Source organism: Streptomyces sp. SCPE 10, assembly GCF_051980735.1.
GTDB lineage: Bacteria > Actinomycetota > Actinomycetes > Streptomycetales > Streptomycetaceae > Streptomyces > Streptomyces misionensis.
The window spans coordinates 5,776,915-5,790,409 of sequence record NZ_CP197069.1 but is presented as its reverse complement, the minus strand read 5'-3'; the positions used below and the strand labels follow the sequence as shown (position 1 = coordinate 5,790,409).

General features: G+C 70.2%; 15 protein-coding genes and 2 pseudogenes. 11 read left to right on the top strand and 6 right to left on the bottom strand.

Annotated elements, in window-relative coordinates:
* Positions 1–63: 63 nt before the first annotated feature.
* Positions 64–687: a hypothetical protein gene (locus tag ACSP97_RS26755; protein WP_440554602.1), complete on the top strand. Its 624-nt coding sequence runs from the start codon at positions 64–66 to the stop codon at positions 685–687.
* A gap of 40 nt (positions 688–727) precedes the next feature.
* On the opposite strand, the gene ACSP97_RS26750 is transcribed toward ACSP97_RS26755, so the two are convergent.
* Positions 728–1,045, bottom strand: a complete 318-nt coding sequence (locus ACSP97_RS26750; RefSeq protein WP_440554600.1) for a hypothetical protein — start codon at positions 1,043–1,045, stop codon at positions 728–730.
* On the bottom strand, positions 1,024–2,049 hold the full coding sequence (locus ACSP97_RS26745; RefSeq protein WP_440554598.1) for a hypothetical protein: 1,026 nt from the start codon (positions 2,047–2,049) through the stop codon (positions 1,024–1,026). The genes ACSP97_RS26750 and ACSP97_RS26745 overlap by 22 nt, the downstream gene beginning before the upstream one ends.
* 345 nt (positions 2,050–2,394) lie before the next feature.
* Here ACSP97_RS26745 and ACSP97_RS26740 point away from each other — a divergent pair, with 345 nt between their 5' ends.
* The 7 genes from ACSP97_RS26740 to ACSP97_RS26710 all read left to right on the top strand — a co-directional run bounded on the left by ACSP97_RS26740 (position 2,395) and on the right by ACSP97_RS26710 (position 8,772).
* On the top strand, positions 2,395–3,636 hold the full coding sequence (locus tag ACSP97_RS26740; RefSeq protein WP_440554597.1) for a TfuA-like protein: 1,242 nt from the start codon (positions 2,395–2,397) through the stop codon (positions 3,634–3,636).
* Positions 3,623–4,771 (top strand): YcaO-like family protein, encoded by a 1,149-nt coding sequence (locus tag ACSP97_RS26735; RefSeq protein ID WP_440554595.1) that lies wholly within the window; start codon positions 3,623–3,625, stop codon positions 4,769–4,771. The genes ACSP97_RS26740 and ACSP97_RS26735 overlap by 14 nt, the downstream gene beginning before the upstream one ends.
* Positions 4,768–5,604: an SAM-dependent methyltransferase gene (locus ACSP97_RS26730; protein WP_440554593.1), complete on the top strand. Its 837-nt coding sequence runs from the start codon at positions 4,768–4,770 to the stop codon at positions 5,602–5,604. Before ACSP97_RS26735 ends, ACSP97_RS26730 begins: the two co-directional genes overlap by 4 nt.
* Positions 5,601–6,608 carry an NAD(P)H-dependent glycerol-3-phosphate dehydrogenase gene (locus tag ACSP97_RS26725; protein WP_358677575.1) on the top strand — a complete coding sequence of 336 codons (1,008 nt, stop codon included), beginning with the start codon at positions 5,601–5,603 and terminating at the stop codon, positions 6,606–6,608. The genes ACSP97_RS26730 and ACSP97_RS26725 overlap by 4 nt, the downstream gene beginning before the upstream one ends.
* Positions 6,609–6,676: 68 nt before the next feature.
* Positions 6,677–7,033, top strand: coding sequence for a hypothetical protein (locus ACSP97_RS26720; protein ID WP_355149373.1), 357 nt, complete (start codon positions 6,677–6,679; stop codon positions 7,031–7,033).
* A gap of 73 nt (positions 7,034–7,106) precedes the next feature.
* Positions 7,107–7,874 (top strand): hypothetical protein, encoded by a 768-nt coding sequence (locus ACSP97_RS26715; protein ID WP_440554590.1) that lies wholly within the window; start codon positions 7,107–7,109, stop codon positions 7,872–7,874.
* A 511-nt stretch (positions 7,875–8,385) separates the two neighbouring features.
* Positions 8,386–8,772 carry a hypothetical protein gene (locus ACSP97_RS26710; protein WP_355149369.1) on the top strand — a complete coding sequence of 129 codons (387 nt, stop codon included), beginning with the start codon at positions 8,386–8,388 and terminating at the stop codon, positions 8,770–8,772.
* Here ACSP97_RS26710 and ACSP97_RS26705 read toward each other — a convergent pair.
* Together ACSP97_RS26705 and ACSP97_RS26700 are read right to left on the bottom strand one after the other, a co-directional pair.
* Positions 8,744–9,271: an N-acetyltransferase family protein gene (locus ACSP97_RS26705; RefSeq protein ID WP_440554587.1), complete on the bottom strand. Its 528-nt coding sequence runs from the start codon at positions 9,269–9,271 to the stop codon at positions 8,744–8,746. The two genes, ACSP97_RS26710 and ACSP97_RS26705, sit on opposite strands and share 29 nt — an antisense overlap.
* 517 nt (positions 9,272–9,788) lie before the next feature.
* Complete coding sequence (locus tag ACSP97_RS26700; RefSeq protein ID WP_355149459.1) at positions 9,789–10,007, bottom strand: ABC transporter ATP-binding protein; 219 nt, start codon at positions 10,005–10,007, stop codon at positions 9,789–9,791.
* Positions 10,008–10,084: 77 nt separating this feature from the next.
* On the opposite strand from ACSP97_RS26700, the gene ACSP97_RS26695 reads away from it, so the two are divergent.
* From ACSP97_RS26695 to ACSP97_RS26685, 3 genes are read left to right on the top strand one after another with little or no spacing between them, the layout of a single operon-like run.
* Complete coding sequence (locus tag ACSP97_RS26695) at positions 10,085–10,438, top strand: SDR family NAD(P)-dependent oxidoreductase (RefSeq protein ID WP_364731897.1); 354 nt, start codon at positions 10,085–10,087, stop codon at positions 10,436–10,438.
* Positions 10,387–10,806 carry a hypothetical protein gene (locus ACSP97_RS26690; protein ID WP_355149365.1) on the top strand — a complete coding sequence of 140 codons (420 nt, stop codon included), beginning with the start codon at positions 10,387–10,389 and terminating at the stop codon, positions 10,804–10,806. The genes ACSP97_RS26695 and ACSP97_RS26690 overlap by 52 nt, the downstream gene beginning before the upstream one ends.
* Positions 10,803–11,945, top strand: a complete 1,143-nt coding sequence (locus ACSP97_RS26685; RefSeq protein ID WP_355149363.1) for an EcsC family protein — start codon at positions 10,803–10,805, stop codon at positions 11,943–11,945. The genes ACSP97_RS26690 and ACSP97_RS26685 overlap by 4 nt, the downstream gene beginning before the upstream one ends.
* 54 nt (positions 11,946–11,999) lie before the next feature.
* Here ACSP97_RS26685 and ACSP97_RS26680 read toward each other — a convergent pair.
* Positions 12,000–12,190, bottom strand: a pseudogene (locus ACSP97_RS26680) (DUF397 domain-containing protein).
* Positions 12,187–13,002, bottom strand: a pseudogene (locus ACSP97_RS26675) (DUF5753 domain-containing protein). The pseudogenes ACSP97_RS26680 and ACSP97_RS26675 overlap by 4 nt, the downstream one beginning before the upstream one ends.
* Positions 13,003–13,495: the final 493 nt, after the last annotated feature.

Below are 13,495 nucleotides of genomic sequence, written 5' to 3'. Positions count from 1 at the left end.
CAGCCCTCCGAAGGCGCGCTCGTCTCCCGGGATCTGCTGCGCTCCATCCGTGACGGGATCACGGTGGTGGAGCCGCAGAAGATCGCCGTGTCCATCGACCCGTCCGGCGGGGGCCGGGACACCGCGGGCGTCATCGGCGGCTTCCTCGGCGCCGGCAACCGGGTGTGGATCACCCACGACAAGACGAAGGGCATGTCGTCGGCCGAGTGGTCCCGCACCGCGTGCCTGCTCGCGCACGAGACGAACGCCGGCGTGATCTACGTGGAGTGGAACTTCGGCCGCGACATGTGCACCTTGGCGATCGGCACTGCCTGGCAGGCGCTCCAGGACGAGGGCCGCATCCCCAAGGGCAAGCTGATGCCGATGATCGACGCCGTCAGCGCCAAGCAGGGCAAGCTGCTTCGGGCGGAGCCGATCGCGCAGCAGATGGTCGAGAACCGTGTCCGGCTACGCGGCGCATTCGTCGACCTGGAGAACGACTGGGCGACGTGGCAGCCCACCGACTCCGACAGCCCCGGCCGGATCGACGTCTCCTGTGTCCTCGTGTACGGCCTGATCCCGGAGGGCAACCAGGGCGCCATCGTGCACGCCCCGCTGCCGACCGCGCCGCAGCCCGGCCGGTTCGGGCGCAGCGGCCGGCCGCCAGGGGGCGCAGCGCAGGCGTATGGACGGAGGATCGGGAAGTGAGCACAGGCCCGGTACTGCTCGATGAAGTGTGGACGCTCTGTCAGGCGGACAGGACTTCCGCGAAGTCGCGTGCTGCCCTCTCGTCGTAATGCTGTGCCGGGATCGAGCGGTACAGATCCAGCGCCCGACGGTGGACGAGCCCGGTGCGGTAGGCCACCGGCAGCTCTGCCAGGACGGCGACCGCCTGCTGGCACGCCTCCTGGGTGTTGCCGTCGTGATGGGCGCAGGCCGCCGCGTCGATCCGCAGGAGGGAACGGGTCATGGTGCTCGTCGGAGCGGACAGCTCCAACGCCCGCTGCTGACTCTCCTGGGCCCGCCGGGTGTCACCGAGCGCGGTCAGCGCGTGCGACAGGTGCACGTGGTGCTTCTGCTCGCCGTGCGTGAGCCACGTGTCGGCGCGTTCACCGGCGTCGAGCCACTCCATGCAGGCGTCGGCGGCCGCGAGGGCCTGGCGGGCCGGGACAGGGCGTAGGCGCGGGCAGCGACGGCCGCCGACAGGGTGGCCGCGGCGGTCGGACGTTTCCCGGCGAGACGGCGGGCCTGTTCCGCGAGGGCGGCAGCGGCCCGCGGGGCCCCGTAGTTGATCGAGACCATTGCCTCGCGTGCCAGCACCCACGCGTGAAGCTGGGTGTCGCCGGACTCCTGGGCGGCCCTGGCGGCAGTGGCGAACCACCCGCGCGCTTCCGCTCGGGCGCCGAGGTCGTGGAGCACGATGGCCACCATGCCGCCCAGCTGACCCGCGGTCCGGCACACGCGGACCCGGGTCCCGATCGGCTGCGGGCTGTCCAGGAGAGCCCCCAGACCGGCGAAGTCGGCTACCAGGTCGGCCAGGACCCGGCCCGGGGGCTGCCCGCCGTAGCCGTAGCTGTACGTCTCGGCCGCCGCTTCCAGATCTGTCAGCTCAAGCGGGGTGCTGTTCGCACTCAGGGCGACGTCGAGAGATTGACGGGTGTGGGTCAGGGCGGTGAGCACCGACCCGGTGAGGCCGGCGGCCAGAGCGGCGCGCAGCAGCTGGCGGCGGATCATGTCGTCATCTCCATCGTCGAACTCCGGGAGGGACATCGGGAGGCTGTCTTCCCAGGGTCGCGCAGCCAGGCCCAAAAGGGCACCCGGGATGCGGAGTCCGTCCGCGATCCGCTCCACCGTGGCCAGCGCCGTCACCGCCCACTTGCCCTGTGCGATCAAGGAGACCCGGTCCGGTTTCAGGGCGCACGCCTCACTGATCCTGCGGTAGCTGATCCCGTGCCGGCGCGCGCTGGTGAAGACCGTCGCGAAGTCGCGGTCACGCAAGGCTCGGACGAACTCCGGGTCCCGCAGGAGGTGCTGGGGAAGCTGAGGTGGTAACGCCTGTACGTCGCCCACGAGTTCCCTTTCGAGACGCAGTGTGACGGGCAATCGGCGCAGACGATATACCCGCGGCGGGGACCCCGTGGCGGGGATTACCAGCCGTGCCGGGCCCGGCTTCACTAAGCCATGCACGCGGCTCATCCGGCCGCGGATTCCCTCATGACGAAGGAGCCCCACATGGCGTTCAAGCCCGAGAACGTGCCGGCGGACGACGAGATCACCAGCGCCCCCGTGATCGCGGTCGACGTGGAGGACGAGGAGTAGTTCCGCTCCCCGTTCGTCCTGACCTCGGACTGACCGCGTCCCCGGGCATCCGCGTGTCCGGGGACGCGGGCCGGTTCCTCTCCGTGGGAGACCGTAGTGATTCACGTTTTCGTCGGGCCGACCCTGCCCCGGTCCCACCCGATGCTCTCCGCCCCGGGCGTCCGCCCGGCGCCCCCGATCGGACACGGCGACCTCTTCGACCCCGCGATCGGCAGCAGCGACACCGTGCTGATCATCGACGGTGTCTACCACCAGGCTCCGGCCCTGCGGCACAAGGAGATCCTGGCCGCGATGGGCCGTGGTGTGCGGGTGATCGGTGCGGCGAGCATCGGTGCTCTGCGAGCCGCCGAGCTGGCGCCGTTCGGGATGCTCGGAGTGGGGAGCATCTACGCCGCCTACGCACGAGGTGAGATCGAGGGCGACGACGAAGTGGCGGTTGGGCAGGCCCCGGATGGCCAGTGGAACGCGCTCACCTGGCCGGTCGTCAACCTGCGGCACACGCTGCACCTTGCGTGTGCCACCGGGCTGCTCGACACGGGGCGGGCCGAGCAGCTGCTCGCTGCCCTGCGCGCGGTCTACTACCCGCAGCGCACCACCGCCGCGGTGCGCGCCGTCTGCCACCAGCACAACGAGCGCCAGTTCGCCGGGTGGCTGACCGAGCAGCTGGACCGTGACCCGCACTTCGGTGACCTCAAGCGCACCGACGCCCTCGCCGCCGTCAGCGCCGCCGTCAACGGCATACCGCCGGCCACGACCAGGCCCTCGCCGCACACGTGGGAGTCCACGCACTTCCGGCGCTGGTCCAACGCGTCCGCCCGCGCCCAGGTCGACGGACTGGACCTGCTCACCGAAGACCGGCTGATCTACCAGCAGGTGTTCAACCCGGCCTTCCGCGAGCGGTGGACGACCTACCTGGAACACCGGTCCCTCCACCCCGCTGACGGCAGCCCCGGTCTGCCGTTGAAGACGCGGTCGGCTCAGGTCGGCACGCTGCCCGCCCATCGCCTGTTCCATCCGGTGGTGGACCTGCGGGACAAGGCGGCCGTGGGCTTGCTCCTGGCGGGCGAGACGCCCGAGCACCGCAGGGACGTCGCCCGCCACGCCGCCGCCCTGGCCGCGGCCCGCCGCGACCGGCCCGGGTTCTCGATCGCGGCGATCCGCGCCGATCTCGCCCGCCGGATGCTGCTGAGGGCCTGGCGGTGCCCCGACCACCTCCTCGATGAGGAAGCCTCCGCCCGCGGCCTGGTCTGCGAGGCGCACGCGACCGAGACGGCCAAGCGGATGGTGCCCGGGTACCTGGCCACGGAGCGAGTGGAGGCAGCCAGTGCTGCCCGATAACGGACTTGCTGTACTGCCGGGCACGGTGCGGGCCCGGCAGCCCGAGGAGACATGGGAGATCCTCGCCGGACGGCTGCCGCTGTACGGCATCACCCGCCTGGCCCGCCTGACCGAGCTGGACTGCATCGGGCTGCCGGTCTGGACAGCGGTGCGCCCCGCCTCCTGCACGCTGAGCACGTCCCAGGGCAAGGGCGGCACCGACCTGCTGGCGAAGCTGTCGGCCGCGATGGAGGCGATCGAGCTGTGGCACGTCGAGCAGCCGCTTCCCCTCTCGGTGCGCGGCTCGGCGGTGGAGGTCGCACCTGACTATCCTGTCTGTGCGCTGCCGCTGCGTACGTCGTTCCCCGAGGGCACTCTCGCGAGGATCGTGTGGGAGTGGACCCCGGGAACCGGCCTGCTCAGCGGGGACAAGGTGCTGTTGCCGGTCGACCTGGTGCGGCGCCGGGTGCAGCGGCCCGAGTGGACGCCGGATCTGCTGCGCGCGACCAGCACCGGCCTGGCCTGCGGTAACACGCGCAATGAGGCGCTGTTGCACGCCCTGCTCGAGGTCGTGGAACGGGACGTGCTGTTCCGGGACGGGCAGCTCGGCGGCGGGCTGCGGACGCTGATCGACCCGGAAACGGTCGATGACCCGCACGGCCGGGACGTGATCGATCGGCTGAAGGCCGCCGGCATGGGACTGGAAGTGGCGCTGGTGGACAGCCCGTACGGGATACCGGTGTGCCTGGCCTACCTGTGGTCCGAGGACTTCCCGGCCGTGTTCGCGGGCGGCGGCTGCCACAGCCAGCCGGCCATCGCCCTGACCCGCGCGCTGACCGAGGCCGCACAGTCACGGCTCGCGGCCATCGCCGGGACACGCGACGACCTCCCCACTGACCTCTCCTGGCTGGATACGCCGCCCGCCCAGGCGCAGCCCGTAGGGGAGCTTGCCGCGTGGCCGGAGGCCACGCGCGGTTTCACCCCCGCCTCGGGCGGCTTCGCCGACCAGGTTCGCGACGTGGCGCGGCGCATTCACCTCACCACCGGGCATGAGCCGATGGCGCTGGACCTCTCGGAGGCGGGCTCCCCCATCCACGCGGTACAGGCCGTCTGCCCTGGCACCCGGTCGCGGATCAGAAGGGCGATGCCACGATGACACCCCAGGCCGACCAGCTGGCGGCCCAGTACGACATGCTGCACGCCGCCCGCGCCCGCACCACCCTGGTCGCTCGCCTGTACGCCGAGGCGATGGGCGACGACTACCCCGAGGAAGTCGGCGCCTCCAGCTCGTGCGACTGGCCCCTGCTGGGGCTGATAACCGCCCGGCTGCGCATGCGACCCGGTCAGCTCCTGGTCGACGCGGGCTGCGGCAGCGGCGGCATCGGGCTGTGGCTGGCCCGCGCCCTCGCCGTCCGCCTGCTCGGCTTCGACATCTCGCCCGTCGCCATCGAACAGGCCACTGCCCGCCGCGCCAGCTTCGTCCCCGAAGGCCGTGCGGCCTTCCGGACCGCCCGCCTGGACGCCACCAGCCTGCCCACCGGTCTCGCCCACGGCGCGGTGTGCGTGGACGCTTTCGGCCGCGCCGCCGACAGGACCACAGCACTGCGTGAACTCGGCCGCATCCTGGCCCCGGACGGCCGGCTCCTCCTGACCCGCGGTCTGAAGCCCGGAGCGCAGCCGGCGTGGGAGGCCCAAGCGTCCGCGGCCGGACTAATCCTGGATCACGTGGACGAGCGTCCCGCCGAGCCCGCCATGTGGCAGCGCCTCTACCGGCTCTGGATCGACCACGCCGACGAGCTGCGGCGCGAACTCGGTGACGCCCCGGCACGGAACATGCTGACCGAGGCTCACCGCATGCTGCCCGCCCTTCCCGGCCGCCGTGCGGTCCTGCTGACCCTGCGACGCCCCGCCACCTCCCCGGCCGGGCCCGGGGCGGCCGATACGATGACCGGGCCCGGCCGGCACCCCGACGAGAGGACCCCGCAGTGACCCGTTCCGCCCGTGCTGCGGTGTTCTCGGCAGGGTCCTGGGGTACGGCCGTCGCCAAGATCCTCGGCGACGCGGGTACCAGCGTGGTCCTGCACGCCCGCCGGGACGAGATCGCAGACGCGATCAACGCGCAGCACCGCAATGTCGGTTACTTCCCGGACGTCGACCTGCCCGCGACGGTCACCGCAACGACCGACCCGGCCGCCGCCCTGGACGGCGCGGACTTCCTGGTGCTGTCCATCCCCGCGCAGACCCTGCGGGCCAACCTGAGCATCTGGGCGCCGCACATCGGAGCGGACGCGGTGATCGTGTCGCTGATGAAGGGCATCGAGCAGAGCAGCCGTCTGCGAGCCAGCCAGATCATCACCGAGGTGGCCGGCGTGAGCACGGACCGGGTCGCGGTGCTGTCCGGCCCCAACCTGGCGCGCGAGATCATGGAGGGCCGGCCCGCTGCGGCCACCATCGCCTGCCCGGACGAGGAAGCCGCCCGCCGCTTTCAAGCCGCGTGCCACACCTCCTACTTCCGGCCCTACACCAGCACCGACGTCGTCGGCTGCGAACTGGGCGGCGCAGTGAAGAACGTCATCGCCCTGGCGGTCGGCATCGCCTCGGGCATGGGCATGGGCGACAACGCAACGGCCATGCTCATCACCCGCGGGCTGGCGGAGGCCACCCGGCTGGGCGCGGCCATGGGCGCCCACCCGGTCACCCTCGCCGGCCTGTCCGGCGTAGGCGACCTGGTGGCCACCTGCTCCTCGCCGTTGTCCCGCAACCGCACCTTCGGCACCCACCTCGGCCGCGGCCTGAGCGTCGAAGAGGCAACGGCCGTCACCCGGCAGACCACCGAAGGCGTGAAGTCCGCAGAGGCGATCCTCGCCTTGGCCCGCACCCACGACGTCGAGATGCCGATCACGGAAGTGATCTCCGCCCTGCTGCACGAGAAGGTCACCCTCGCCGAGGCCGCCGCCGCCCTGATGCAACGGCCTCCCAAGTCCGAGCGCTGACCCCCGAAACGGCCCTTCTCGGGCTGCTCGACCGTACGTTCACCCTCCCGTTCTCCGGAGGCTCCCTCATGCCCGATGCTGTGCTGCCCGCCGCCCAGATCGCGGTCTTCGTCGCTCTGGCGGCTTGGATGATCGTCGGCTTCACGCCCGTGCCTGGGCGCTGGATGCGCTGGAAGATGTTCTGCCGGGCCACCTTCACGATCGTCACCCTGACCGGCACCACCAAGGAGGGACGGACCGAGCCGGTAAACGTCTACGACCACCTCTCTCCGGGATCGTTCACCCTCAACCCGCCGCGGCTGCAGACGATCCTGGACTACCTGGTCACCAGCGGCCGCTACGAACGGATCGACGGCCACGGCCGCGTTCTGTCCGCCCGTGGTGAGCAGCACATCGAAGTCAGGGGCAGCCGTGTGGTTCTGTGACGCCCTCGCCTCCGGGTTCCGGCAGCCGACCGATCCCACGCGCCTGCAGATCTTCCGTATCGTGTTCGGCGCTGTGGTCGCGACGCGATTCGTCCTCTCCTTCGGCCAGGGCGGCTGGCACCGGTTCACAGACGGCTCGCTCAGCGCCCACCTCGCCGAAACTCGCTACGGCCTGGTACGCGCCCGGCTACTCGTGACGCTGTACCGGCCCGTGCTGGTCGTACGTGCTACTGCCGCCGTCGCACTGGCCGCCGGCGTCCTGCCTCGGGCGGCGCTCCTGCTCGTTCTGGCCGGGGCCGCCATGGAACTGCTCTACCTCAAGAGCCCCAACGCCATCCGCTACACGCTGCTCACCGGCACCTGCCTGCTCCTCGCCGGCGACCTCGGCCACGGCCTGCACATCGAGCACCGCGCGAGCACAGCGAACACCTGGGCCCAGTGCCTCCTCGTGCTGGTCACCACGGACATCTACTGGAACTCCGCCTGGCAGAAACTCCGCTCGTCGCAGTTCCGCAGCGGTCTGTACCTCGCCCAGTGGGTCCACACCTACAGCCAGGTCAGGGACCGGCTCCCCTACCGGCGTCAGTACGCCGTGCCAGCACCTGTTCGCCGCTACGCGGGCAACCTCACCGATCGGGACGTCCGTCTCTGGCGCGCGGTCGCGGCATGCGTCATCGCGGCGGAGATCGCGCTTCCTCCCGCCCTGCTCATCCCGCAGACGACGCCGTACGCAGTGGCCGCGGGGATCGGGATGCACGCGGCCTTCACCTGCCTGAAGCCGCGCCAGCTCATCACGTTCTCCGGCCTCACGGTCGGGACGTACATCGCGTTCGTCGCCTGACGAGATCGTTCACCAGCAGTTGCTGCCGCTGGGAGTGCGCCACCGAGGAAGCCTCGGGCGGCGCGGCCCGGCGCGGCACCCTGGCCGCGGCTTCGCGAGGATGCCCGTTCCGCCCCTGCTCGGTTCGCTGTGCGCGACGTGCCGGAAATCGCCACACCGGGCAGCGTGAAAATACCTCAAGTTCAGTGCAGTTGCTGCCGCCGGGAGATCGCGGCCGGCATGGTCGCCGGGCAGCCCGGCAAGGGCCGCCTGTGGCGGCACGACCCGTCCGAGCGGCGCAGCCTGTACGGCGATTCCCTCTCTCCTGCCCCGGCTCGCTGTCGAGACCGCCCTGCAGGCACACGACCGCGGCGTCATCTCCGACGCCGCGCTCCGCAGAGAGACTGATTTCGCCGAGGACGACGCCCCCACCGCCGAGGAACTGGCCGCACGGGAGAAGCAGGAGGCCGACCAGGCGCCGCCGCAGGACCAGCCGCAGGAGTAGACCCCGCCGGCCAAGCCCGACCTGCCCGTGGACGAAACCGCCGACGATCCGGACACCCTGCTGGCCTCCGCCACCGCCAGGGCCAGCGAGGGCTTGGTCGCGGCTGCGGACGGGCTGATCTGGGCCGCGCTGTCCTCCGTCGGCGGCAAGCTGTTGCGGACCCCGATCTGCCCGCGCAGCGAGCGCGCCAGGGCCCGCGAGATCCAGCCCGCTGCCCTGCACACCGAGCTGAAGGTGGAACCCGGCCAGGTCGAGCAGTACCGGCTCCTGGACGGCGTGTGGCGGCGCGTCCCCGAGATCGCCGCCTGCTATGGCCTGAGCCCCGAGTGCCTGACGGCCTCCCTCGACTCCTACGCGCATTGCGGGCCCAAGCGGGCCGGCTCGATCAGTGGGTGGCGCGGATCATCACGGTGAGGAGCGGCGAGGTCGGGGAGGGCTGGCTCTGCCCCATGTCCTCGTAGCCCCACGACCGGTAGACCGCGTGGACCTTTCCGTCGCCGGCGGCCTTGTTGACCATGAGCGTCACGTACGGCTCGTCGCGGGTGAGGAGCAGTTCGTCGTGAATGCGGCGGGCGGAGCCGGTGCCGCGCCAGGCCGGGCGGACGCCGATCTCCTTGAGCGCGATGGCAGGCTGCTGGGTGTACTGGTCGGCCGGAGGCGGGGTGGTGCGCTGCCAGTACCGGTCTCTGTGCTCGATGGTGTTGGCGTAGGCGTAGCCGATCGGCTGGCCGTCCGCGTAGGCGAGGACAGCGGCGAAGCCCGGCTCCGCGCCGTGGCGGTCCAGGCGCTCCCCGAAGGCCGTGATGGCGTAGTTCGGCAGGTGGAGCAGGGGAGCGCGTACCTCGGCGTAGACGTCGAGGAGGTCGCCGCGAACGGCGTCGAGCGTGGTGAACGTGCGGAGTTCGCTGTGCACGGGCGTCCGGTCCTGCTCTCGTCGCACCAGCGGTGCTCGCCACCCTGACACGGTTTGACCTGCCCGACAATCCGCCTGACACCCCATCAGAACGAGCGTCAAATGAGCGTCACGAGCGTCATTTCAGCGTCAAGATATCGCCCGTAACGCCCACACCGCACATAATGCACACACACAAAACCGCAGGTCAGGAGCCCTTCCCCACCGGTTCGAGGATCGCCACGCACTCCACGTGATGCGTCATCGGAAAGGTGTCAGCGTGGACACTGGCGGTAAAGCTGCAGTTCAGAGAGGCTTTCCAATACTCCCCTGAGGGCAGCGGGCACCCGGAGCGTCAAATGAGCGTCATGGATGTACGTCAAGGGCGTCGTGCCGAGATGGTCGACGCCGATGCCGGGTGGCCGATGTCAGGTGTGCGTACCGGAAGGTGCGCCCCCCTGGGCGACCCAGCAGGCCACACTGTGCCGGAGAGGCGTCACCGAAGTCGCCCGGCACCTCCCGCAGGACCAGGTCGTCGCTACGGCAGCGGTGGACGGCGACGGGGCAGCGCGGATGAAAGCGGCCCCCCGGAGGCGGGCTGCCGGAGGCGGGGAACTCGCCGGTCAGGGCCTCGGGCCAGGACCCGGTGCCCGTCGGGCACGGGGACGGCAGCCAGCAACGCCCGCGTGTAGGGCTGCCGCGGGGCGTTGAAGATCTGCTCCACCGTTCCGGTCTCGACGATCCGGCCCAGGTACATGACGATCACCCGGTCGGCGAGCGCCCCGACGACGGCGAGGTCGTGGGAGACGTTGGCCGCGGCGGTGATGACCTGGAGTGCTGGCCGAGCAGGGCGCCGACGTCGCCTTCACCTACGTCAGCTCCGAAAAGCAGGCACAGGCCGTGGTCGACGAGGTGCACGGCAAGGAAGCCAGGGCCGTCGGCTTCAAGTCCGACCAGGCGGACACAAGCCGGGCGACGGTGCTGATCAACGACGTGGTCGCGCACTTCGGCGGCCTGGACATCCTCGTCAACAACGCGACGATCTCGGTGGAGCAGGGCCGCAGGAGATGTTTGTGTGGAAGCAACTCCCCGTCCTCACCACCCTCGAACCCCACCTCCCCCTCCTGCTCCCTCGCGTGCTCGAACTCCTCATACGGCATACGACATGCCCCCTCGCCCGCGACCTAGGCGATGAGGGCGAGCCGTTCCGCTGGGACGAGGCACGTCGGGCGCAACTACGGGCCGAGTTGGACGCGTACTTCTTCCACCTGTACGGCATCTCCGCCGAGGACGCCGACTACATCCTGGACACCTTCCAGTCGGAGGCGAGCGGCCTGAGGAACAACGAGATCGCCAAGTACGGCGAGCACCGCACCAAGCTGCTCGTCCCCACCGAGTACGAGCGCATGGCCACCGCTGGCCTCAGCCTGGAGAATGCCCTCGTGGACGGCGAGTCCTACGCCTCCCTGCTCACCCCGCCCCCGGGCCACGGCCCGCGGCCCGCGGCCACCCCGCCTGACAGCTCGTCCCAGAGACAGGAACTCCACGGACCATGAGCGATCCGCAGTACCCGCAGCAGCCCGATCGGCTTCCCTCGGACTACGAGCTTGAGGCATGGCGTGCCATCCAGCAGTTCAGGGGCCGCCCATTGTCACGAGCGATGACCAACGCCGGCGAGTACGTGGCCAACGGCGTCGGGAAACTCGGCACGCGTGTCGCGAAGCAACTGGAGAACCACCCACGGGCCCAATCGGCGGTTTCGCGTGGACAGAAAGCGGTCGCCAAGGGCGCTCAGAAGGTCGGCACAGGGGCTCGCGGAGCCGCCGACGCCCTGCCGGACTGGAGCGGTACTGCCGTTCAGTCCTTTAGACAGACCCTGGGGCGGGTCTCGCGAGCGGGCCTTTCGTCCAAGCGTGTGGTGGCGCTCCACAAGAAGCGCGGGCACGAGGTCGAGTCGCTTCCCGACCTGCGCCGCCTCGACCTGGAGCTGGTCGACGCTGTCCGCGGGCGGAAAGCGAGCTGGTACTACCCGGCCGTCGCGGCGCTCTCGGGAGCGGGCGCAGGGCTGGTGATCTCCGGCGGAGAACTCGTCATCGCCGCCTCCGCCGGCGCCGCCGCAGCGCCTTCGGGAGGTGCGATCGCGGGCGCGTTCGCCGCCGACACGGCAGCCGTCCTCGGACTCGCGTCCCGTGCCGTCGGCCAGGTCTCGTTGTTCTACGGCTACGACCCCGAGGAGCCTGCCGAGAAGCTCTTCGTGATGTCCGTCGTCAACGTCGGGACGGCAAGTTCGGCCACCGCCAAGAACGCCGCGATGGCCGACATCTCCCGGCTCACCCAGGCACTCTTCCGCGGCAAAACGTGGGAAGTCCTCAGCGAGTCGGTCGTCACCAAGGTCTCTCAACAGTTCGCGAAGGCGTTCGGCTTCCGTCTCACCAAAAAGGGACTCGGCAAAGCCGTACCCGCGTTCGGGATCGTCGTAGGAGGCACCCTCAACTGGACCACCCTGGAGGGGATCGTCGACGCCGCCGAGATGGCCTACCGGCGACGGTTCCTCCTGGAGAAGTACCCGCATCTCGCCGACGCGAAGGAGCCGGGTCCGTTCCTCGGTGACGACCTCGACGTACCGGACGACGCCGACGAGGAGATCAGCGTGCTCGCCGAGATCGTCGAGGCGGGTGGACCCGACCTCCACTGACCCTTCGTGTCCCGGCGGGAGCGTCCTTCACGCGACCGCCGGGACGAACACGGCTCAAACCCGCGCTGCAAACCCCACGAACCGCGCCCAGCCGTCCCGGCCGACTGCGCGGTAAGGACGCGTAGCGTCCTTGGAGTCGCGCACATGCACAGCCTGCTCCACGCCGCGACGGCGACCTCCACGCAGTCGTCACCGGAGCTGCCGCTGCAGCTGGACTTGAACCAGGCGAGTTCCGCCGTGCTCATAGCTCTCCTCGCAGTCGCTCTAACAGACCCCGTGAGTCTTTGGGGTTCAGGGCCTGCGAGCTCAGCGTGTCATAGCGCTGGCAAAGGAAGCTCACGTCTTTCGAGCCAGCGGTCAGGCGGCCGTTCTCCTGCCATTCCGAGTACGCGAGCCGTCGGCCCTAGGGTGTCTCCAACAGCCGGAGTGGGCCATCCAGACACGAGTGGAACTCAGCATCCGTCAGCATGATCTGCAGGGTCACATTACGGGGCGCCGTGTGTTCCAACACGTGGTCCAGCTGCCTCCGCTGCATCTCGACACCGCCCAGCCGCCGAAAAAGAGACTCCCCGACTATGAAGTGGACCGGCACAGTCGACCTCTCGTACAACATCTTCTGTCACTCCAGACGCGCTGCGACCTGAGCCTCCGGCTGATCGTCGGTGAGCAGGGAAATGCGGTTTTCAAACAGCGCCCGCGCATACCCCTCCGACTGCAAAAGCCCCGGCACCAACCGGCACTCATACGTGCACAGACTCACCGCGTCCCGCTCCAGCCTCGCCCAACGCCGGAACCAGGCCGCCAGCCCAGCATCCCCCCGAGTCAGATGCCGCGCCGATTTCCGCGGCGCCCCCTATTCCCAGTCGCCTCCTCCGCCCGCTCCACAAACGACTCGTCCGGCATCCGCCTCCCCGAACTCCACCCTGCTGAAGCCCGCATGCTCCCGCAGGGCCTGGACGACGGCCCCGAACGTTTGCAGACTGTCCGAGGGGTCAGGCTCCCACTCGTCCTCGCAGATCGCCAGGTCCTCGTTCTCACTCAGGTCGCCGTACGACATCCGCGGTCACCTGCGTACGTACCGTGTGCCATACCCGCGATCGACGACACCCCGAGTGACGGAAAGCACCCCCCGTACCGCGGTCAGCGTGACGGGCACGCGCGTGCCTGATCCAGGTATGAGGCCCACGGTGCGTCAGCTTACGGGCACGTCATAGACAGCACCGCACCCCAAGCACCCGTCACCCTCCGGACGTTCACCCAGCTGCTGTCCTCCACCCGCCGGGGCGCCCGCCTGGCCCGGCTGCTCGCCTCCGAGCAGCTCCGCTCAGGGGAGGTGTCACCCGCCACCACCGAACAAGCGAAGCAGCTCATCGCCGAGCTCGGCGCCAACGCGGCCCTGCACGGCCGGGTGCGAGGCCGGGACTTCCGCCTCGCTCTCACCCTCGACACGGCAGCCGGCACCCTCCGTATCGCGGTCACAGCCTCCCGGCGGCGGACTTCGCCGACACGGCCAAGGCGTTCGTCTTCTTCGTCGACCGGATGACCGGCCA